The sequence below is a fragment of the Streptomyces sp. NBC_00104 genome (assembly GCF_045160825.1).
GTDB lineage: Bacteria > Actinomycetota > Actinomycetes > Streptomycetales > Streptomycetaceae > Streptomyces.
On the sequence record NZ_CP108215.1, the window covers coordinates 4,146,608 to 4,167,906 of the forward strand.

The following is a 21,299-nucleotide window of genomic DNA, read 5'->3' on the forward strand; positions in this document are numbered from 1 at the left end:
CAGTACACCCCGCCCGCCTTCGATTCACAGGCAACTCAAAGATTAGGGCAGGCGTCGACCTGGGCATTCCACTACCTGGAACCACCCCCTGGACAAGTAATGAGGTTAGGCTAACCTACCTTCGAACTCACCCTCGGGCGACGCCTCGCCCCGTTCGAAAGTAGCCATACACATGTCCAACGCCAGAGCCGCTCACCTCACCCGCCGTGGCATCCTCGCCGCCGGTGGCGCACTCGGTCTCGGTGCCGTGCTCGCCGCCTGTGGAGACGAGGACGCGACGAGCAGCAGCACTGGCTCCGGCAAGGAGACGGCTGCCGCCAAGTCCGGCCCCTGGTCGTTCAAGGACGACCGCGGCGTGACCGCCAAGACCGACAAGGTCCCGGCGAACATCGTCGCGTTCGTGGGTGTCGCCGCCGCGCTGTACGACTACGGCATCGACGTCAAGGGCGTCTTCGGGCCGACCAGGACGACCGACGGCAAGGCCGACGTCCAGGCCGGCGACCTCGACATCAGCAAGCTCACCATCCTCGGCAACGTCTGGGACGAGTTCAACGTCGAGAAGTACGCCGCCCTCGCCCCCGACGTCCTCATCACCACGCTGTTCGACGACGCCGGCACCCTCTGGTACGTGCCCGAGACCTCCAAGGACAAGATCGCCAAGCTCGCCCCGAGCGTCGGCATCTCCGCGTACGACCGTCAGATGACCGAGCCCCTGCAGCGCATGCTGGAGCTGGCCAAGTCCCTGGGCGCCGACGTGCGGTCGGAGAAGACCACCGCGGCCAAGAAGCGGTTCGAGGACGCCGCCGCCCGGCTGCGCGCGGCCACCAAGGCCAAGCCCGACATCAAGGTGCTCGCCGGCTCCGCCAGCCAGGACATCTTCTACGTCTCCGGCTCGAACCTCTCCATCGACCTGGAGTACTTCAAGGCCCTCGGCGTGAACTTCGTCGAGCCGAGCGCCGCCGCGCTGAAGGCCAGCGGGGGCTGGTTCGAGAACCTCAGCTGGGAGAACGTCGACAAGTACGACGCGGACGTCATCATCATGGACAACCGCACGTCGGCGATCCAGCCGGACGCCATCGAAGAGGCGACATGGAAGAAGCTGCCGGCGGTGAAGGCCGGTCAGGTGATCGGGCGCAACCCCGAGCCGATCCTGTCCTACGACAAGTGCGCGCCGCTCCTGGAGGAGCTGGCCGAGGCCATCGAGAACGCGAAGAAGGTCAGCTGACCCGCGCAGTTCGGCCGCGGGTCGTATGTGGCTGGTCGCGCGGTTCCCCGCGCCCCTGACTTCGCCGAGCTCGCCCCTCCCGCACACGTCCCCCGCCCCTGATCCAGGAGCCACCTCATGACGACGGCCGTAGCCGCCACGTTCCGTTTCTTTGCCCTTCAGGTCGTACGGACGCGGCGGCTGGGGCCGTCTCTCGTGCGTGTCTCGTTCGCGGGGGACGACCTCAGGTTCTTCCGGTCCGACGGCAGGGACCAGTCGCTGTCGCTGTTCCTGCCGCAGCCGGGGCAGGACGTCCCCGCCGTGCCCTATGAGCTGGGTGACGGCTGGTGGCAGGCGTGGCGGGAACTGCCGGACGACGTGCGGGCGGTGATGCGCTCGTACACCCTGCGGGGGCTGCGCTCCGACCCGCACGGCGACACCGTCGAGATCGACATCGACTTCGTGCTGCACGGCGTGGAGCCGGGGGCCGCCGTGCCCGCCGGGCCCGCGTCGCGGTGGGCGTCGGCGGTGCGGGCCGGTGACCGGGTCGTGCTGCTCGGGCCCGCGATCGCCGACAACCGGGCGATCCGCTTCCGGCCGCCGGCCGATGCCGACCTGGTGCTGATCTGGGGTGACGAGACGGCACTGCCCGCCGCCTCGGCGATCCTGGAGTCGCTGCCCGCCGGGACGCGGGCCCGGGTCTGGCTGGAGGTCCACCATGCGGCGGACATCCAGGACTTGGCCACCGAGGCCGACGCCGAGATCACCTGGCTGGTGCGGACGGAAGGGGCGCCGACCGCCCTGGACTCGATCCGCGAAGCCCAACTGCCGCCCGGCGGGCTGCCGTACGCCTGGATCGCCGGTGAGTCCGGCCGGGTGAAGGAGCTGCGCCGTCATCTCGTGCGGGATCGCGGGCTCGACCGGCGGCGGGTGACCTTTGTCGGGTACTGGCGTGAGGGTCTGACGGAGGAGCAGCTACGGGAGCGCGGCGAGTAGCCCAGGCCCACCCGAGCCACCCGAGCCACCAGAGCCACCAGAGCCACCGAAGTGACCACGGTCACGACTGAGCCTGGGTTTCACTCAAGTTAATTAGGTTAGGCTTACCTAAGTAGGACGACGTGATTCCGCTCTCCCCCACTCACCTCTCCGTCCCGCCCGGACCGCCCCGCTCGGAGGACCTCCCCATGCGCTCGCACCTGCTCAATGACACGACCGCGGAGCGGTACCGCCGCACCGTGACCGAAGGCGTGGAGCGGGTGGCGGCCAAACTCGCCACCACCGACCGACCGTTCACCGGTGTCACCGTCGACGCCCTCTCCCCCGGCATCGAGAACATCGACCTCGACAAGCCGCTGCACGACACGGCCGCCGTCCTCGACGAGTTGGAGGACGTCTACCTCCGCGACGCGATCTACTTCCACCACCCGCGCTACCTCGCGCACCTCAACTGCCCGGTGGTCATCCCGGCCGTGCTCGGCGAGGCGGTGCTCTCCGCCGTCAACTCCTCCCTGGACACCTGGGACCAGTCGGCCGGCGGCACCCTGATCGAGCGCAAACTGATCGACTGGACCAACGAGCGCATCGGGTTCGGTCCCTCCGCCGACGGCGTGTTCACCTCCGGCGGCTCGCAGTCCAACCTCCAGGCCCTGCTCCTCGCCCGTGAGGAGGCCAAGACCGACGACCTCGCCAAACTGCGGATCTTCGCCTCCGAGGTCAGCCACTTCAGCGTGAAGAAGTCGGCGAAACTGCTGGGCCTCGCCCAGGACGCCGTCGTCTCCGTCCCGGTGGACGGCAACAAGCGCATGCAGACGATGGCCCTCGCCCGTGAGCTGGAGCGCTGCAAGAACGACGGCCTCGTCCCCATGGCCGTCGTCGCCACCTCCGGCACCACCGACTTCGGCTCCATAGACCCGCTGCCCGAGATAGCCGAGCTCTGCGCCCAGTACGGCACGTGGATGCACGTCGACGCCGCCTACGGCTGCGGCCTGCTCGTCTCGCGCAAGCGCCGCGACCTCCTGAACGGCATCGAGCGCGCCGACTCCGTCACCGTGGACTACCACAAGTCCTTCTTCCAGCCGGTGAGTTCGTCCGCCGTGCTCGTCCGGGACGCGTCCACTCTGGGTCACGCCACCTACCACGCGGAGTACCTCAACCCGCGCCGTATGGTCACCGAGCGCATCCCCAACCAGGTCGACAAGTCCCTCCAGACCACCCGCCGCTTCGACGCGCTCAAGCTGTGGATGACGCTGCGCACGATGGGCGCCGACGGCATCGGCGAGCTCTTCGACGAGGTCTGCGACCTGGCTCAGGAGGGCTGGAAACTGCTCGCCGCGGACCCGCGCTACGACGTGGTCGTGGAGCCCCAGCTGTCCACGCTGGTCTACCGCTACATCCCCGAGGCCGTGACCGACCCGGCCGAGATCGACCGCGCCAACCTGTACGCCCGCAAGGCCCTGTTCGCCTCCGGCGACGCCGTGGTCGCGGGCACCAAGGTCGGCGGTCGCCACTACCTGAAGTTCACCCTGCTCAACCCCGAGACCACGGCCGAGGACATCGCCGCCGTACTCGATCTGATCGCCGGCCATGCCGAGCAGTACCTGGGAGAATCCCTTGACCGCGTCGCTTCCTGAACCCGCTGAATCCGCCGTGAAAACCCACGACTTCATCGGCATCGGACTGGGACCCTTCAACCTCGGCCTGGCCTGCCTCACCGAGCCCATCGCCGAACTCGACGGGATCTTCCTGGACTCGAAGCCGAACTTCGAGTGGCACTCGGGGATGTTCCTCGACGGCGCCCACCTCCAGACCCCGTTCATGTCGGACCTGGTCACCCTCGCCGACCCGACCTCCCCGTACTCCTTCCTGAACTACCTGAAGGACTCGGGCCGTCTGTACTCGTTCTACATCCGCGAGAACTTCTACCCCCTGCGGGTCGAGTACGACGACTACTGCCGCTGGGCCGCGAACCGGCTGAGCAACGTCCGCTTCAGCACGACGGTGACGGAGGTGACGTACGACGAAGGGGCCGGGCTCTACGCCGTGAGGACGGCCGACGGCGACGTCCTCCACGCCCGGCACCTCGTCCTCGGCACCGGCACCGTCCCGTACATCCCCGAGGCCTGCCAGGGCCTGGGCGGCGACCTCTTCCACAACGCGGAGTACATGCACCGCAAGGCGGAGCTCCAGGCGAAGAAGTCGATCACGATCGTCGGCAGCGGCCAGAGCGCCGCGGAGATCTACTACGAGCTCCTCTCCGAGATCGACGTCCACGGCTACCAGCTCAACTGGGTCACCCGCTCCCCGCGGTTCTTCCCCCTCGAATACACCAAGCTGACGCTGGAGATGACGTCCCCGGACTACATCGACTACTTCCGCGCGCTGCCCGAGGAGACCCGCTACCGGCTGGAGAAGCAGCAGAAGGGCCTGTTCAAGGGCATCAACGGGGACCTGATCGACTCGATCTTCGACCTGCTGTACCAGAAGAACGTCACCAGCGGCGGCCGCCCGGTCCCGACCCGGCTGCTCACCAACTCGTCCCTCAACAGCGCCACCTACGAGGACGGGCGGTACACCCTCGGCCTGCGCCAGGACGAGCAGGGCAAGGACTACGAGATCGAGACCGAGGGCCTGGTCCTGGCCACCGGCTACCACTACCAGCCGCCGGCCTTCCTCGCCGGGATCAACGACCGGCTCCGCTTCGACGGCCACGGCCGCTTCGACGTGGCCCGCAACTACGCCGTCGACACCACCGGCCGCGGCGTCTTCCTGCAGAACGCGGGCGTCCACACGCACAGCGTCACCTCGCCCGACCTGGGCATGGGCCCGTACCGGAACTCGTACATCATCCGGGAGCTGCTCGGCACGGAGTACTACCCGGTCGAGAAGACCATCGCGTTCCAGGAGTTCGCCGTATGACCGGCATCGACGGTGTGCACTTCACCTTCCGTCCCCTCGACCCGCTGAAGGACGCCGAACTGCTGCACCGCTGGGTCACGCACCCCAAGGCGGCGTACTGGATGATGCAGGACGCCAGGCTGGAGGACGTCGAGCGGGCGTACATGGAGATCGCGGCCGACCCGCACCACCACGCCCTGCTGGGGCTGCTCGACGGCGAGCCCGTCTTCCTCATGGAGAAGTACGACCCCGCCCACCGTGAACTCGTCGGCCTGTACGAACCCGAGCCCGGAGACGTCGGCATGCACTTCCTGGTGCCGCCGACGGACACCCCGGTGCACGGCTTCACCAGGTCCGTGATCACCGCCGTGATGGCGCACCTCTTCGAGGACCCGGCCACCCACCGGGTCGTCGTCGAGCCGGACGTGTCCAACAAGGCCGTCCACGCCCTCAACGAAGTCGTCGGTTTCGTCCCCGACCGCGAGATCGACAAGCCGGAGAAGCGCGCGCTGCTGAGCTTCTGCACGCGCGAGCAGTTCGTTCACAGCCAGAGCCTGGCTGCCCGAGGAGTAGCCGTATGACCCTGTCCGACGCCGTAGCGCATCTGTCCCCCCACCGCTGGGCACGGGCCAATCGCCTGCTCATCCGCAAAGCCCTCGCCGAGTTCGCCCACGAGCGGCTCATCACGCCGGAGGCCACCGCCGACGGCCGCTTCGAGGTCCGCAGCGACGACGGCTCGACCCGCTACGGGTTCACCGCCGTCCGGCGCGCCCTCGACCACTGGCAGGTCGACGCCGACTCGATCACCCGTCAACGAGACGGCGTCGACCTCCCTCTGGCCGCCCTGGACTTCTTCATCGAGCTGAAGAAGTCCCTCGGCCTGAGCGACGAGATCCTCCCGGTCTACCTGGAGGAGATCTCCTCCACCCTCGCCGGCACCTGCTACAAGCTCACCAAGCCGCAGACGCCGGTCGCCGAGCTGGTGGACGGCGGCTTCCAGGCCATCGAGACCGGGATGACCGAGGGCCACCCCTGTTTCGTCGCCAACAACGGCCGCCTCGGCTTCGGCGTCCACGAGTACCTGTCGTACGCCCCCGAGACGGCGAGCCCGGTGAAGCTGGTCTGGCTGGCCGCGCACCGCTCACGGGCGGCGTTCACGGCGGGCGTGGGCATCGAGTACGAGGCGTTCCTGCGGGACGAGTTGGGCGCGGAGACAATCGCCCGCTTCCACTCCGTCCTCACGGACCTGGAGCTGGACCCGGCCGACTACCTCTTCATCCCGGTCCACCCCTGGCAGTGGTGGAACAAGCTCACCGTCACCTTCGCCGCCGAGGTCGCCCAGCGGAACCTGGTGTGCCTGGGCGAGGGCGACGACGAGTACCTCGCCCAGCAGTCGATCCGGACGTTCTTCAACAGCTCCAGCCCCGAGAAGCACTATGTGAAGACGGCCCTGTCCGTCCTCAACATGGGCTTCATGCGCGGCCTCTCGGCGGCGTACATGGAGGCGACCCCCGCCATCAACGACTGGCTGGCGGGGCTCATCGACGGCGACCCGGTCCTGAAGTCGACCGGCCTGTCGATCATCCGCGAGCGCGCCGCCGTCGGCTACCGGCACCTGGAGTACGAGGCCGCCACCGACAAGTTCTCCGCGTACCGCAAGATGCTGGCCGCGCTGTGGCGCGAGAGCCCGGTGGCCTCGCTCCAGGACGGCGAGTCGCTGGCGACGATGGCCTCCCTGGTCCACGTCGACCACGAGGGCAACGGCTTCGCCGCCGCGCTGATCGCACGCTCGGGCCTCACCCCGACGGAGTGGCTGCGCCGCTACCTGAAGGCGTACTTCACCCCGCTCCTCCACAGCTTCTACGCGTACGACCTGGTCTTCATGCCGCACGGCGAGAACGTCATCCTCGTCCTGAAGGACGGTGTCGTCGAGCGGGCGATCTACAAGGACATCGCCGAGGAGATCGCGGTCATGGACCCGCAGGCGGTGCTGCCGCCGGCGGTCGAACGGCTGCGCGTCGAGGTCCCCGAGGACAAGAAGCTCCTGTCCCTCTTCACGGACGTCTTCGACTGCTTCTTCCGCTTCCTGGCCGCGAACCTCGCCGAGGAAGGCGTCCTGGACGAGGAGGAGTTCTGGGGCACGGTCGCCGAGAACGTCCGCGACTACCAGCGCTCGATGCCCGAACTCGCCGACAAGTTCGCCCAGTACGACATGTTCGCCCCCGAGTTCGCGCTGTCCTGCCTCAACCGCCTCCAGCTGCGCAACAACAAGCAGATGGTCGACCTCGCGGACCCGGCGGGCGCGCTCCAGCTCGTCGGCACCCTGAAGAACCCCATCGCGGGCGTGTAGCCCCTGGCACGGCCCCCAAAAACAGGCGGGCACCTCGGAGTACGGTCCTCCGAGGTGCCCGCCGTGTCATGTGTGCGACGGCGGGCGGTTCGGCTGCGGGCGAGTGGGGGCTGATCGCGCAGTTCCCCGCGCCCCTGAAGACCAGGCCCCCGCGGGCCTGACAGACCACGGGCCTGGGGTCCTGAAGGCGACGGGCCGGCGGGCCTGAAGGCGACGGGCCGGCGGGCCGACAAGCACGGGGCGCGGCCCCTGCTTTTCAGGGGCGCGGGGAACTGCGCGAGAAGCCCCACCCGCCCGCACCCGCCGACGCACCCGTACCCCCGACCTCTACCGCGCCGCAGGCCAGGGCACCCCCGGCGCCCGGAAGTACCCGACCCCGAGCGCCTCCCACCGAGGCCCCTGCGCGGCGAGCCGCACCCGGTAGCCCTCCCAGTCACGCGTCGACGCCGGAGACCAACCCAGCTCAGCCACACCCGGCAGCCTCGGAAACGCCATGTACTCAACATCGTCCGAGGTCCCGATCGTCTCGGTCCACAGCGGCGCCTCGACACCACGGATCGCGGAGGCCGGCGCGCCCGCCAGATACTCCCCCGGATCCCAGTCGTACGCCCGCCGCACATCCACGTACCCGGCCCAGTCGAGCCCCAGCGGCGTGTCCTTGTCGTACTTCATGTCGAGGTAGATCCGGTCGGCCGGCGACAGAATGATCCCCGTCCCGTTCCGCGCGGCGGCAACGACCTGCTCCTTCTCCTCCGCGCCCGTGCTGTCCAGCCCCCAGTACTGCGCGAGAGCGCCCCGCGCCGGAGTGGCCCCGGTCAGCTGATGCCAGCCGATCACGGTCTTCCCGTACTTCTCGACCACCGGCTGCACCCGGTCCATGAACGTCGCGTAGTCCTCGTGGCTGGTGGAGTTCGCCTCGTCACCGCCGATGTGGAGATAGCGCCCCGGCGTGAGCGCGGCCACCTCCCGTACGACGTCGTCCACGAAGTCGTACGTCACGTCCTTGTCGACGCAGAGGGAGCTGAAGCCCACCTCGGTGCCGGTGTAGAGCGGGGGCGCGACACCGTCGCAGTTGAGCTCGGCGTAGGAGGCGAGGGCCGCGTTGGTGTGGCCGGGCATGTCGATCTCGGGGACGACCTCCAGGTGGCGCGAGGCCGCGTACCGGACGATCTCCTGGTAGTCGGCCTTGGTGTAGTGGCCGCCGGGGCCGCCGCCGACCTCGGTGGAGCCGCCGTACGGGGCGAGGCGCGGCCAGGAGTCGACGGCGATGCGCCAGCCCTGGTCGTCGGAGAGGTGCAGGTGCAGCTTGTTGAACTTGTACAGCGCCAACTGGTCGATGAAGCGCTTGACCTGGTCCACGCCGAAGAAGTGCCGGGAGACGTCCAGCATCGCGCCGCGCCAGCCGTAGCGCGGGGTGTCCCTGATCGTGCCGCCCGCGACCGGCCAGGGGCCCGGCTGCACGGTGTCCTTCTCGACGGCGGTGGGCAGGAGTTGACGCAGGGTCTGGACGGCGTGGAAGAGCCCGGCGGGCGCGCGGGCGGTGAGGGTGACGCCGGAGCGTCCGCTCTCCAGCCGGTAGCCCTCCTGGCCGAGACCCGTCTCCCCGGAGGCCAGCCGCAGGCGGATTCCGGCCTCTTGGCGTTCGGTGACGGGCAGCCGGTAGCCGGTCGAGGGCCGCAGGATCCCCGCGAGGTACTCCCCGATCCGGCGGCCCTCCGGACCACCGTCCACGACGATGTGCGTACCGCTCGTCAGCCGGTACGGCGATCCGTCGGCCCGGACCGAGGCGGGGGCCGGTATCACCTGCCCGAGCGGGATCACGGTGGCTTCGGCGTTCTCGGACACGGGTGCGGCTCCTGCGGCGAAGATCCCGGCCGCCACCAGCAGCAGCGAACCGAGAAAACGGGTCGATCCGTGGCGCGGTCTCACAACGAGCTCCCTCCACCCATCGAACGGTGCGCTCCCACCATCACCCCTCCACCCCCTTCAGGTCTAGACCACCCGTCGCCCCGGCCGGTGGAACAATCCTCCCCATGGCGGAAATCCTCCAGCGGGACGGCACATGGACCTTCGACGGCGACACCCTGCGGCTGACCCCGGGCCGCGACAAGGGCGTGAGCCTGCTCCGCAAGACCCTGGGTGAACTCACCGTCCCGCTGGGCGCGTTGGCGGGCGTCTCCTTCGAGCAGGGCAAGAAGTCGGGGCGACTGCGCCTCCGGCTGCGCGACGGCTCCGACCCCCTCCTCCAGGCGACCGGCGGCCGGCTCACCGACGCCAACGACCCCTACCAACTGAGCGTCGACTCCGACCGGTACGGCGTCGCCGAGTACCTCGTGGACGAGATCCGGGGCGCGCTGCTCCTGGACGAGGTGCCCATCGACGCGGTGGACACCTACCTGCTCGCCGGGCCCGCCGTGCCGCTCTCCGTCTCCGCCGGGGACGGCACCGCGAGCTTCGACGGCGACCACGTACGCCTGGAGTGGAACTGGAAGACGGAGGACGCCAAGGCCGCGTCCGGTGCGCGGACGCTGTCGCTGGCGGACATAGCGGGCGTCGAGTGGTACCCCTCGGTCGGCCTGGAGAACGGCAGCCTCCGCTTCACCGTGCGGAACGCGCCGACCAAGGCGCCGCCCAAGTACGACCCCAACTCCGTCGAGTTGTGGGGCTTCAAGAAGGACCCGCTGATGGCCCTGGTCGCGGCGGCCGTACAGGCCCGCCTCCCGCACCCGTCGGCCCCGGCGCCGCACCAGCCGACGCTACCCCCGGCGCGGCCGGACCGACCGGCCCCCGAGGAGGACCACGACGCCCTGCTGCGCCGCCTCCGCGAGCTGGGCGACCTCCACAGGTCGGGCGTCCTCACGGACGAGGAGTTCACCCTGGCCAAGCAGGCGGTCCTCAAGCGGATGTGAGGAACCGCCCGCCCGATGCCGCAGGGGAGGTGCGCCCCGCGTTCCGGGCGCACCGGGGCGGCCGAGGTGGCGGCCTGGGCCGTGGCCGGGACGAACGCGCCGCCCGCGACGGCGCCGAGCGTGACCGCGCCGCCTCTGATCATCGAGCCCGGGAGAACCGGGAGAACGTGGAGCGCAGGTGCTCGTGCTGCTCGGCCATGCTCATGCGCTCGGCCGGCCGCTCGGGTACGCCCATGCGAGGAATGTCCATGGCGTCCGAAACTCGTCGCCTCAGGCGACGGAATACGGGACGCCGCATGGACGGCGCACGAACAGCCACTCATAACACATTCAACGTTCCCCCAAGGGTCAGTAACAGCCCCCTGCCCGATATCGGGCAGAATTCTTGCGAAACCCGCTTCCGTCCCCCAGGATCTACCGAGTGCACGACGAACTTGTCGATCATTTGACGCGATCCTCGCCCCTCAGCCGGGGCGAGGCGCTGCGTGTGATCCAGGACGTGCTCGCCTTCTTCGACGAGACGACGGAGGGCTACGTCCGTCGCCGCCACCGCGAGCTCCAGGCCCAGGGCCTGGTCAACGCGACGATCTTCGAACGGATCGAGGCGGACCTGAAGTACCGGGCGGTCGCGCCGCCGGAGCTCACGCTCAGGCAGCTGCGCCGCATCGTCTACGGCTGATCATCCACGGCTAGGGGATACGTATATATGTGCGGGATTGTCGGTTACATCGGCAAGCGCGATGTGGCGCCGCTGCTCCTTGAGGGCCTGCAGCGCCTGGAGTACCGGGGCTACGACTCGGCGGGCATAGTCGTCACCTCGCCCAAGACGGCCGGTCTGAAGATGGTCAAGGCCAAGGGCCGGGTCCGCGACCTGGAGGCCAAGGTCCCCGCGCGCTTCAAGGGCACCACCGGCATCGCCCACACCCGCTGGGCCACCCACGGCGCCCCGTCCGACGTCAACGCCCACCCGCACATGTCGGCCGACAACAAGGTCGCCGTCGTCCACAACGGCATCATCGACAACGCCTCCGACCTGCGCAGGAAGCTCGAAGCGGACGGCGTCGAGTTCCTCTCCGAGACCGACACCGAGGTCCTCACCCACCTCATCGCCCGCTCCCAGGCCACCACCCTGGAGGAGAAGGTCCGCCAGGCGGTACGGATCGTCGAGGGCACCTACGGCATCGCCGTCATGCACGCCGACTTCAACGACCGCATCGTCGTCGCCCGCAATGGCTCCCCCGTCGTCCTCGGCATCGGCGAGAAGGAGATGTTCGTCGCCTCGGACATCGCCGCGCTCGTGGCCCACACGCGCCAGATAGTGACGCTGGACGACGGCGAGATGGCGACGCTGAAGGCCGACGACTTCCGGACCTACACCACGGAAGGCACCCGCACCACGGCGGAGCCCACCACGGTGGAGTGGGAGGCGGCCTCGTACGACATGGGCGGCCACGACACGTACATGCACAAGGAGATCCACGAGCAGGCCGACGCCGTGGACCGCGTGCTGCGCGGCCGCATCGACGACCGCTTCTCCACCGTGCACCTCGGCGGCCTCAACCTGGACGCCCGCGAGGCGCGCCAGATCCGCCGCGTCAAGATCCTCGGCTGCGGCACCTCGTACCACGCCGGCATGATCGGCGCCCAGATGATCGAGGAGCTGGCCCGTATCCCCGCGGACGCCGAGCCGGCGTCGGAGTTCCGCTACCGCAACGCGGTCGTCGACCCCGACACCCTCTACATCGCCGTCTCCCAGTCCGGCGAGACGTACGACGTACTCGCGGCCGTCCAGGAGCTGAAGCGCAAGGGCGCCCGCGTCCTCGGCGTCGTGAACGTCGTCGGCTCGGCGATCGCCCGCGAGGCGGACGGCGGCATCTACGTCCACGCCGGCCCCGAGGTCTGCGTCGTCTCCACCAAGTGCTTCACCAACACGACGGTGGCCTTCGCGCTGCTGGCCCTGCACCTGGGCCGCACCCGGGACCTCTCGGTCCGCGACGGCAAGCGCATCATCGCGGGCCTGCGCAAGCTCCCCGCCCAGATCTCCGAGATGCTGGAGCAGGAGGAGGAGATCAAGAAGCTGGCCGAGCAGTACGCCGAGGCCCGCTCGATGCTCTTCATCGGCCGTGTCCGGGGCTACCCGGTGGCCCGTGAGGCCTCCCTGAAGCTCAAGGAGGTCTCCTACATCCACGCCGAGGCCTACCCCGCCTCCGAGCTCAAGCACGGCCCGCTGGCCCTGATCGAGCCCGCCCTCCCGACGGTCGCCATCGTCCCCGACGACGACCTCCTGGAGAAGAACCGCGCCGCCCTGGAGGAGATCAAGGCCCGCAGCGGCAAGATCCTCGCCGTCGCCCACCGGGAGCAGGAGAAGGCCGACCAGACGATCGTCGTCCCCAAGAACGAGGACGAACTGGACCCGATCCTCATGGGCATCCCCCTCCAACTCCTCGCCTACCACACGGCGTTGGCCCTGGGCCGCGACATCGACAAGCCGCGCAACCTGGCCAAGTCGGTCACGGTCGAGTAGGCAGGCAAGGGCAGGGAACGCGGCTGCGCGCGGGTGGGCGCGACCAGCCCCCACCCGGCCGCAGCGGCCGAACAAGAGGACGGACCCCCCGTGATGCCACCCATCACGGGGGGTCCGTTCATGACGCGCCGGGGCCGCCCAACGCCCCGACGCCGCTGCCAACTACCCGTGGCCGTCACACCACTCCGTCCGGCATCACGCGGGTTATGCCCTTCACAAGGGCACAAACACCTGTACGCGCCAGTAGACTTACGCGTTTCCGGAAGCGACGCGGAACGTCACGGAATGACGATGACCGGCCGCTGCGCCCGCTTGGCGAGCCGCCCGGCGACGGACCCGAAGATCCGCCCCACGATCCCGTGCGTGGACCCGACGACGATCGCGTCGGCCTCGTACTCCCGCCCCACCTCTTCGAGTTCGTGGCAGATGTCGCCGCCGCGCTCGACGAGGATCCAGGGCACTTCGGCCAGATAGTCGGCGCAGGCGAGCTCCAGCCCGAGGACCTCGGTGCGGTGATCGGGAACGTCGACGAAGACGGGTGGCTCGCAGCCGGCCCACACGGTCGTGGGCAGTCGATTGGCGACGTGCACGATGATCAGGCCCGAGCCGGAGCGGCGGGCCATACCGACGGCGTACGCGAGGGCGCGCTCACTGGACGTCGAACCGTCGAAGCCGACGACGACGCCGTGCTTGAAGGCGGGATCGCAGGACGGGCGTGCCTCTTCCGCCGCAAGGGGCTCGGCCGCCGTGTGATCGGCGACGGGCCGCCGCTTGCGGTCCGCGGAGTCGAAGAATTCGTGACCGGCCATGGGTGTCTCGGCGTTTGGATCCTCGTGTGGGACGTGGATGGGACGTCAGTGTGCGGCGGAGCCGTGTCCGGGAATCGTCTTCCCGACCCCATACCCCCAAGGGTACGACCGCACGCCTCCTCCGCCCAGATCCCGCACCGGCTGCGCGGGGTTCCAGGGAGCATGCACGAGCACCGGCCCGTAACGCAATGGTTGCTGCCACGTACAGCCGGTTTCCACAGGAACACGGACACGGCGGCACAGGTGTGCGCGTCGCCCCAGCGGGCAGCCGTGCCGCTGGGCGCGCTCATGGCCGCGCGTCCGTCCGCCGTGACTCCGGTGAGCGAAACCCACCCCACGGCAACCCGATCAGGCAGCGCCAGTGACCGACAGCTCGAACACGCGTTGAACCCCGGTAAGCCGCACCCCAGGGAGCCAAGGAGGGAGCCCGCCGTGTCCGTACCCCGCACCGCGCCCCAGCCCGTCCCCGAGGCCGACGAGATCCCCCCTCACCCCACCGACACCGCCACGGACGTGGTCCGCTGGGCGGCGTTCAGCTGCGTCCTCGTCCCGGTCGTGCTCGTCTGGTACGGCACCTCACTCGCCGGCGCGACGGGCGCGGCCCTCGGCCTCGCGGCGGTCACCGGCGTCTGCCGCGTCCTCCTGCGCCAGTCCGAACGCGGCGCGGCCCGCGCGGCGGCCGCCCGTTCGATGGCCGAAGATCGCACCCCCGGGCGCGGCCGGCGTGGACGCTCCGCCTCAGGGGCGCACAGGGGCGGACGGAACTCCGGCCCGAGTACGCCGGTCGACTGACCGGTTTCCGCGCACACCCCCGTATCTTTTCAGCCAACTTCGGTTACCTGCACGTCCCTTGGTCGAACACCCCTCCACCCCCCGTTCGACCTGCACTGAAAGGGGTCCAAGGGCCACGCGCACCCTACGTGGACCGGCCACGGGGACGAGGCGCACTTCCCTGCACGGCCCACGAGTGCAACGCTTCGTGATCGAATGCTTCACGCCAAGTTGCCATGTCGACAATGTGCCGGGTGGCGAACTGGTCACGCCGGCACCGCGCGACACAGTAGATTCGATCATGACTGTCTTACGGCGGGGGACTCGTGCAGGACCAAGGGGAAACGTGCAGGAGCGACACAACCGAGGAGCCGCGACCACCGAGGGGGGCTTAGCAGTATGAGCCACGACTCCACCGCCGCGCCGGAAGCCGCGGCCCGGAAGCTGTCCGGGCGACGCCGCAAGGAGATCGTCGCGGTGCTGCTGTTCAGCGGCGGTCCCATCTTCGAGAGTTCCATACCGCTGTCGGTGTTCGGGATCGACCGCCAGGACGCCGGCGTACCGCGGTACCGCCTACTGGTGTGCGCGGGCGAGGACGGCCCGCTGCGGACCACAGGGGGCCTGGAACTCACCGCACCGAACGGCCTTGAGGCGATCTCGCGGGCGGGCACGGTGGTCGTGCCCGCATGGCGTTCGATCACCTCACCGCCGCCGGAGGAGGCGCTCGACGCTCTGCGCCGAGCGCACGAAGAGGGTGCCCGCATCGTCGGGCTGTGCACCGGCGCCTTCGTGCTGGCCGCCGCCGGCCTGCTGGACGGCAGGCCCGCGACGACACACTGGATGTACGCGCCGACGCTGGCCAAGCGCTATCCGTCCGTCCACGTCGATCCACGTGAGCTCTTCGTGGACGACGGCGACGTACTGACCTCGGCCGGCACCGCGGCCGGGATCGATCTGTGTCTGCACATCGTGCGGACCGACCACGGGAACGAGGCGGCCGGCGCACTGGCCCGTCGACTCGTCGTCCCACCCCGTCGATCGGGCGGCCAGGAGCGCTATCTCGATCGGTCTTTACCAGAGGAGATCGGCGCCGACCCGCTCGCCGAGGTCGTCGCCTGGGCGCTGGAGCACCTCCACGAGCAGTTCGACGTGGAGACACTCGCGGCGCGGGCGTACATGAGCCGTCGTACGTTCGACCGCCGGTTCCGTTCGCTCACCGGGAGCGCTCCCCTGCAGTGGCTGATCACCCAGCGCGTGCTGCAGGCGCAGCGTCTGCTGGAGACGTCGGACTACTCGGTGGACGAGGTCGCGGGGCGTTGCGGCTTCCGTTCGCCGGTGGCGCTGCGCGGGCACTTCCGGCGGCAGCTGGGCTCGTCCCCGGCGGCGTACCGGGCGGCGTACCGGGCCCGGCGTCCGCAGGGCGACAAGCCCGGCGACCACCACGACGGCCCGCACGGCGTCCCGGGGCCGTCCCCGATGTCGCCGGAGCACGCCCCGGTGCCGCTCCAGGCCCGCCGCACGGCCGCGGCGAGCGCCCTGGCGCCGTCGGCGTCCCTCTCCACGGAGGGCGCCAAGCCGGAGCTGTACGCGACGGGCCGTCTGCCGGGCCAGCGCAGCGCGCCGTAGCACTCCACGGCTCGTAGCGGCCCGGTCCTGCACCTGATCATCCCGGTGCAGGGCCGGGCCGTACGGCTGTCACGGGCCGTAAGGTGAGACACATGAACGATCGCATGGTGTGGATCGACTGCGAGATGACCGGCCTCTCGCTGTCCGACGACGCGCTCATCGAAGTGGCCGCCCTCGTCACCGACTCCGAGCTGAACGTGCTCGGCGAGGGGGTCGACATCGTCGTCCGCCCGCCGGACTCGACGCTGGAGACGATGCTGGAGGTGGTGCGCGAGATGCACACCGCGTCCGGCCTGCTCGACGCCCTGGCCGGCGGCACGACGCTCGCCGACGCCGAGGCGCAGGTCCTGGCGTACGTACGAGAGCACGTGAAGGAACCGCGCAAGGCCCCCCTCTGCGGCAACTCGGTGGGCACGGACCGAGGCTTCCTCCTCCGTGACATGCCGGCGCTGGAGAGCTACCTCCACTACCGCATCGTGGACGTCTCCTCGGTCAAGGAGCTGGCCCGCCGCTGGTACCCGCGGGCGTACTTCAACAGCCCGGAGAAGAACGGCAACCACCGGGCCCTCGCCGACATCCGCGAATCCATCGCCGAGCTCCGCTACTACCGCGAGGCGATCTTCGTCCCGCAGCCCGGCCCCGACTCGGAGACGGCCCGCGCCATCGCCGCGAAGCACGTCCTGCCCGCGCTGTAGCCCGTCACCGGGGCCCCGGCCGGGCCCCGAAAGCCCCCCACCGAAACGCGTGCGCGGGCACCCCTGAAGACCCTGTACACTTTTTCTCGGCCGGTCGGTGAAACCTTCGGATGAACCGCCGGTCATGGTGGGTGTAGCTCAGCTGGTAGAGCACCTGGTTGTGGTCCAGGATGCCGCGGGTTCGAGTCCCGTCACTCACCCTGGTGAATCGGCCCCGGTCCGCGAAAGCGGACCGGGGCCGATTCGGTTCGTCAGGTCTGCCGCCGATGGCCGCGCCAAGCCGCGAACAGGCCCGTGCCGACAGAAGTGACAGCGGCGAACGCTTCGGGCCCGGCCAAGAGGAACACCGCCGTGACCACCGTGAGCAAGCCCACCAGGGCGATGAAATCGAGTGCGCGTTCCGCGAGCGCCCCACGAGCCGTCGCACGCGCTCCCTGCTCGGTCGAACGCTTCGTGGCATGTGATTTATCGGTCATGCCGCCAGTGAAGCCGGGCCGAGTGGGAATGCTCATGCCGTCGAACGGTCCCGCAGCATCCCGGACGTGACCGGACGTCCCCGAACGTCCTCGGACGGCCGGGGGCTCTCCTGCGCCGGATGGTGGGCACGGGTGTCGGAGAGGGGACGGCGTGGACGTGCAGCAGGGGCTCGCGGAGTTGGCCGCGGACTTGAAGACCCTTCAGATCCGGCACGGGAACCCCGCTCTGCGCGAGATCGAACGGCATGCCCCCGCAGAGCGCCCGCTCCCGCCGTCGACCGTCAGCGAGGTACTCAACGGCAAGCGCCTGCCGCGACTCGACCTGCTGCTCGCGCTCGTGCAGACGTTGCTGGGCTTCACCGACAGAGGACACGAACCGGTTGCGCCGCGTGACCCTCGGCTCGAGTTCTGGCGTGATCGCTGGAGCGCCCTTCAACTCCTTCAGAGCTCGACCAGGCAGACCACCGCCTCAGCCGAGGGGGAGCGACCGTCAGAGGTGGCGCGACCACCCGCGCCCGATCGACCGGCCGACGCGTCCGCGTTCGACGAGCCGCCGCGAACGGTCCGTATCTTCGTGGCGATGCCCGGCACCTCGATGGGCGACGAGGCCCGCTGGACGAACATCCCGGAGATCCGGCGCGAGCTTCTGGATCCCGTGGCCGCCCTTGTCGGCGAGGCGATGGAGTGCGAGACACAACTGGTCATCGAGAAGGAGAAGACGTCCATGGGGACGATCCACCTCTCGATGTTCCGGGAGGCCGTGGACGCCGACGTCTACATAGCCGACCTGAGCGGCGCCAATCCCAATGTCTACCTCGAACTCGGCGTCCGCTGGGCGCTGCGCGACGCGGTGACCGTACTGATCGCCCAGGACGTCCGCGAGGTCCTGTTCAACGCCTCGGCGAGCCGGGTGATCAGCTACGGCCCCATGCCGGACGAGCTCAAGGAGGCCCAGCGGCAGATCACTCAGGCCGTCGTCGGGGGACTGCGTCGGCCGGAACACGTGGACAGCCCGGTGCGCGAGGGCTCCGACTACGTCACCGTGCCGCGCTCCCAGTACGAGGGGCTGGCCACGGAGATCGCGGGCCTGCGCTCACAGCAGGGCGAGGACCTCATCGACGCCGCGCTCGCCCTGGGCGGCGACGACCCGACCCGCGCCATCGAGTTGCTGCACGACGCCGTGGACCGCAACCCGTCGAGCCTGCGCGGGCACTTCGAGCTGGGTGTGGCGCTCCGCCGTGAGAACCGCCACGCCGAGGCGGAGGCCGCACTGCGGATCTGTGTCCGGCTGCGGACCGACCACGCCCCGAGCTGGCGTGAGCTGGGCACCACGCGCAGCAAGCGCGGGGCGCTCCAGTCGGCCGCGGACGCCTTCGCCCGCGCGGTCGAACTCGACGACTCCGACGCGGAGACGTGGGCCACTCTCGGCGGCCTGCACCGGCGTCTGGCCCGCCGGGACCTTCCCGAGCGGTTCGACACCACGGAGTTGGAGAGGGCCCTCAGCAGCTACCGCCGGGCCAGCGAGCTGAGCGGCAACGACACCTATCCGCGGCTCAACGAGGCCCGGGTGGAACTGCTGCTCCACGGAGTCCGCGGCACCGACCCCACCCCCGTCTTCGGCCGCTTCCGCCGCCTGGAGCACTTGGCGCGCTTCGCCGCGGAGGACGCGGTGGGGACCGACCCATGGCCCGTCTTCGACCTCGCGGACACCCTGCTGCTGACAGGCCGCGAGGAGGAGGGTCTCGCGGAGCTACGGAAGGCGGTCGGCCTGGTACGGCCGCACGAGATGGAGTCGGTACTGTCGTCCGTGGTGGCGCCCCTCCAGGACTTCCTGAACTGCCCCCAACTGCTCGCTCCGGCCACGGTGAACGCCGTGAGCGCGGCGGTCGCCGAGTGCCTGCGGCATCTGCCCCGGCGGGACCAGGACTGACGGCAGGCCCACCGGCCCACGCATCGCGGGATCAGGAAGCGGGCGCCGCGCCCCGCCAGGCCTCCGCGAACCCCTGTACGCGCGCGAAGCGTTCGGCCGGGTCGGGGCGCGTGGCCCGCTCCAGTACGGCCAGTTGGGCCGCCGTGCCACGCCAGGCGCGCTCCTCGTCACCCGCGTCGAGGAGGAGGCGGGCGATGCGGCCGAGGACGTACACGGTCGTACGGATATCGATGACGGCGCCGCGTTCGAACTCCTCCGGGGCCATGAGACGGGTGGAGCCCGGCAGCCGCTCGGCGTCCAGCACGAAGGGGCCGGGCCGGTACTCGTCGAGGTCGACCAAGTGCGTCTGGTGCGCCGTGAAGTCGTACAGCAGGGCTCCGTCGTAGAGATCCACGGCGACGTGCCCAGCGGCCTCCACGGCGAGATGAGCGTCGAGTACGCGGTCGATGGCCGCCTCGACCCGAGCGACGGGCAGGGCCCGGAAGCGGGCCATCGGGCTGCCCGGGGTCGTACGGTCGCGCCGGCCGCGCTCGGCGGGGTCGTACAGCACCTCACCGTCCCGCCAGGGCATGACCACGGCCGCCGCCCCGGCCCGTAACGCGATCCGGTGCACCTGCGGGACGATCACCGGGTGCCGCACGGCCCGGTGAAAGTCCCACGCCCGCTCCAACGACCGCCGCCCCACCGCTTCGACGGCCGTCTTCACGAACCACCGCTCAGCACGGTCGGGCAACCGCACCCCGTACGCCACACACCCCGAGTCCTGCTTCTCGAACACCCGGAAGACCTCACCGATCCGGGCCAGACACTCCGCCACCGGGCCGTCGATCCGCTCCAGGCCCAACAGCGGGTGGTGGTCCGGGCTTTGCCCTGCACCAAGGTTCTCCATGGAGGCCAGGCTGCCAGCAGCACGCCCCAGCCGCGGCGGGGCGTGCTGCCACACGTGCCCGGACGTCGGGCCCGCCGCTACAACCTCTCCCCTCTCGACCGCGCGTTGCTCCTGGCAACGCCTTCACTCAGGGCTTCGGACCGAGTCACCGGCTTGAGCCGTTCCTGTCGGGCGTCCCACTCCTGCCCGCCACCGACTGGCCGCAGTTGCACGTACGGACCGACGAACCCCATCACCCTGCCGATCCGTCCGGTCCCCGCGTCCCGAACAACGTCGCCGACGCTCACCGGCAGCGGGCCGGGACGGCGGGGAGGTTCGCAGGTGCTCATCACGCCACCGCCTTCGCGCCGATCACGTGATCATCGAGATCGACACCGAAGTCCGCCGCGAGCACCACCAGGGCGACCCTCCGCCGAGACTGCCGGGCCTGCTCCCGCTCGGACTCGACGACGTACGGGCGGACCATGGCGGTGGCGCCGCCGTCGAGCGGGCCGTGAAGCCCGTACGGGGACCGCTGGGCCAGGAGTCGTCGCGGGGCCGTGGGCAACGCGTGCGGTCGAGGCACCGTAAGTGATCCGGCAGGCCGGGAAACGGCCCGTCGCCTGCCGGTGCCGGGGGCGACAACGCCCAGGGCCCATCGCAGGAACGCGTGGATAATGCTCACTGTCGTCAGCTCCTTCGAAGCTGGTGGCCATGCCCCGGGAGGTCGCACAACCTCGCCGGGGTCTTTCCATGTCGAGAGATTACGCCACTTGTAAGGTGTTGTCAGGTGATGTCACATGGCTTCACGTATCGATAGGCATCGTCGCAGGTCAAATAGGGTCGATATATGACTGTCGACCTTGAAGGACCTGAGCCGCTGTACGAACAGATCGCCGTCATACTCAGCGCGCGCATCGCGGACGGCACGTACCCTCCCCGCCGCCGGGTCCCGTCCGAGGCGGCCATCTGCGACGAGTTCAGCGTCTCGCGCCCGACCGCACGATCCGCTCTTCAGCTCCTGAGTCAGCGCGGCCTCATCGTCACTGTGCGCGGGAAGGGGTCGTTCGTCATGGAGCAGACGAACCCGGGCGCAACCGGAGACAGCGACTCCACCGACTGAAACTCGGCGCTACGCGCGGGGCGAAAGATCACACCACTCGGCTGTCTTCACCCCACTGTGGTGACCATGCCTAACCGAGTAGCCGTCCTGTCCGATATTCACGGAGTCCTGCCGGCCCTG

19 protein-coding genes, 1 tRNA gene and 1 pseudogene are annotated in these 21,299 nt (G+C 69.7%); 15 read left to right on the forward strand and 6 right to left on the reverse strand.

Annotated elements, in window-relative coordinates; translation table 11 throughout:
- The first annotated feature begins 172 nt into the window (after positions 1-172).
- The 6 genes from OG272_RS18140 (at position 173) to OG272_RS18165 (ending at position 7,448) form a co-directional block, all read left to right on the forward strand.
- Positions 173-1,225, forward strand: coding sequence for an ABC transporter substrate-binding protein (locus OG272_RS18140; RefSeq protein ID WP_326582605.1), 1,053 nt, complete (start codon positions 173-175; stop codon positions 1,223-1,225).
- A gap of 117 nt (positions 1,226-1,342) precedes the next feature.
- Positions 1,343-2,200 carry a siderophore-interacting protein gene (locus OG272_RS18145; protein WP_405894050.1) on the forward strand — a complete coding sequence of 286 codons (858 nt, stop codon included), beginning with the start codon at positions 1,343-1,345 and terminating at the stop codon, positions 2,198-2,200.
- Positions 2,201-2,388: 188 nt separating this feature from the next.
- Positions 2,389-3,834 carry a lysine decarboxylase DesA gene (desA, locus tag OG272_RS18150; RefSeq protein ID WP_328507130.1) on the forward strand — a complete coding sequence of 482 codons (1,446 nt, stop codon included), beginning with the start codon at positions 2,389-2,391 and terminating at the stop codon, positions 3,832-3,834.
- On the forward strand, positions 3,788-5,119 hold the full coding sequence (locus OG272_RS18155) for a lysine N(6)-hydroxylase/L-ornithine N(5)-oxygenase family protein (RefSeq protein ID WP_327729584.1): 1,332 nt from the start codon (positions 3,788-3,790) through the stop codon (positions 5,117-5,119). Before desA ends, OG272_RS18155 begins: the two co-directional genes overlap by 47 nt.
- Positions 5,116-5,679 (forward strand): GNAT family N-acetyltransferase, encoded by a 564-nt coding sequence (locus OG272_RS18160; RefSeq protein WP_328223155.1) that lies wholly within the window; start codon positions 5,116-5,118, stop codon positions 5,677-5,679. Before OG272_RS18155 ends, OG272_RS18160 begins: the two co-directional genes overlap by 4 nt.
- Positions 5,676-7,448, forward strand: coding sequence for an IucA/IucC family siderophore biosynthesis protein (locus OG272_RS18165; RefSeq protein ID WP_328223157.1), 1,773 nt, complete (start codon positions 5,676-5,678; stop codon positions 7,446-7,448). Before OG272_RS18160 ends, OG272_RS18165 begins: the two co-directional genes overlap by 4 nt.
- Positions 7,449-7,775: 327 nt before the next feature.
- Here OG272_RS18165 and OG272_RS18170 read toward each other — a convergent pair whose 3' ends face one another.
- Positions 7,776-9,377 carry a beta-N-acetylhexosaminidase gene (locus OG272_RS18170; protein ID WP_326582599.1) on the reverse strand — a complete coding sequence of 534 codons (1,602 nt, stop codon included), beginning with the start codon at positions 9,375-9,377 and terminating at the stop codon, positions 7,776-7,778.
- Between the two features lie 104 nt (positions 9,378-9,481).
- Between OG272_RS18170 and OG272_RS18175 the strand changes: the two genes are divergently transcribed.
- Positions 9,482-10,357, forward strand: a complete 876-nt coding sequence (locus OG272_RS18175; RefSeq protein ID WP_405894051.1) for a DUF4429 domain-containing protein — start codon at positions 9,482-9,484, stop codon at positions 10,355-10,357.
- Between the two features lie 50 nt (positions 10,358-10,407).
- On the opposite strand, the pseudogene OG272_RS18180 reads toward OG272_RS18175, so the two are convergent.
- A pseudogene (locus OG272_RS18180) lies at positions 10,408-10,607 on the reverse strand (phosphoesterase); the annotation flags it as partial.
- Positions 10,608-10,778: 171 nt separating this feature from the next.
- On the opposite strand from OG272_RS18180, the gene OG272_RS18185 reads away from it, so the two are divergent.
- Positions 10,779-11,036, forward strand: coding sequence for a hypothetical protein (locus OG272_RS18185; RefSeq protein WP_326582597.1), 258 nt, complete (start codon positions 10,779-10,781; stop codon positions 11,034-11,036).
- 27 nt (positions 11,037-11,063) lie between these two features.
- Positions 11,064-12,881, forward strand: coding sequence for a glutamine--fructose-6-phosphate transaminase (isomerizing) (gene glmS / locus OG272_RS18190; protein ID WP_326582596.1), 1,818 nt, complete (start codon positions 11,064-11,066; stop codon positions 12,879-12,881).
- 278 nt (positions 12,882-13,159) lie between these two features.
- Here the strand turns inward: glmS and OG272_RS18195 are convergent, their stop codons facing one another.
- Positions 13,160-13,690, reverse strand: a complete 531-nt coding sequence (locus OG272_RS18195) for a universal stress protein (RefSeq protein ID WP_326582595.1) — start codon at positions 13,688-13,690, stop codon at positions 13,160-13,162.
- 432 nt (positions 13,691-14,122) lie between these two features.
- On the opposite strand from OG272_RS18195, the gene OG272_RS18200 reads away from it, so the two are divergent.
- The 4 genes from OG272_RS18200 to OG272_RS18215 all read left to right on the forward strand — a co-directional run bounded on the left by OG272_RS18200 (position 14,123) and on the right by OG272_RS18215 (position 16,982).
- Positions 14,123-14,482 (forward strand): hypothetical protein, encoded by a 360-nt coding sequence (locus OG272_RS18200; RefSeq protein WP_405894052.1) that lies wholly within the window; start codon positions 14,123-14,125, stop codon positions 14,480-14,482.
- A gap of 378 nt (positions 14,483-14,860) precedes the next feature.
- A complete protein-coding gene (locus OG272_RS18205; RefSeq protein ID WP_326582594.1) occupies positions 14,861-16,087 on the forward strand; it encodes a helix-turn-helix domain-containing protein in 1,227 nt (408 codons plus the stop codon).
- A gap of 92 nt (positions 16,088-16,179) precedes the next feature.
- Entirely contained in the window at positions 16,180-16,782 is a 603-nt protein-coding gene (gene orn, locus OG272_RS18210; RefSeq protein ID WP_326582593.1) for an oligoribonuclease, read from the forward strand.
- A 127-nt stretch (positions 16,783-16,909) separates the two neighbouring features.
- Positions 16,910-16,982: transfer RNA gene (locus OG272_RS18215), tRNA-His, on the forward strand.
- Between the two features lie 51 nt (positions 16,983-17,033).
- Here the strand turns inward: OG272_RS18215 and OG272_RS18220 are convergent.
- Positions 17,034-17,294 (reverse strand): hypothetical protein, encoded by a 261-nt coding sequence (locus OG272_RS18220; RefSeq protein WP_326582591.1) that lies wholly within the window; start codon positions 17,292-17,294, stop codon positions 17,034-17,036.
- Between the two features lie 115 nt (positions 17,295-17,409).
- Here OG272_RS18220 and OG272_RS18225 point away from each other — a divergent pair, with 115 nt between their 5' ends.
- The gene (locus OG272_RS18225; RefSeq protein ID WP_326582590.1) at positions 17,410-19,188 is read left to right on the forward strand and encodes a tetratricopeptide repeat-containing protein; all 1,779 of its coding nucleotides are present in this window, start codon (positions 17,410-17,412) and stop codon (positions 19,186-19,188) included.
- Positions 19,189-19,219: 31 nt separating this feature from the next.
- Here the strand turns inward: OG272_RS18225 and OG272_RS18230 are convergent, their stop codons facing one another.
- Positions 19,220-20,077 (reverse strand): serine/threonine protein kinase, encoded by an 858-nt coding sequence (locus tag OG272_RS18230; protein WP_327729577.1) that lies wholly within the window; start codon positions 20,075-20,077, stop codon positions 19,220-19,222.
- A 328-nt stretch (positions 20,078-20,405) separates the two neighbouring features.
- On the reverse strand, positions 20,406-20,642 hold the full coding sequence (locus OG272_RS18235) for a hypothetical protein (RefSeq protein WP_327729576.1): 237 nt from the start codon (positions 20,640-20,642) through the stop codon (positions 20,406-20,408).
- Positions 20,643-20,906: 264 nt separating this feature from the next.
- On the opposite strand from OG272_RS18235, the gene OG272_RS18240 reads away from it, so the two are divergent.
- Entirely contained in the window at positions 20,907-21,179 is a 273-nt protein-coding gene (locus OG272_RS18240) for a GntR family transcriptional regulator (protein WP_327729575.1), read from the forward strand.
- Positions 21,180-21,299: the final 120 nt, after the last annotated feature.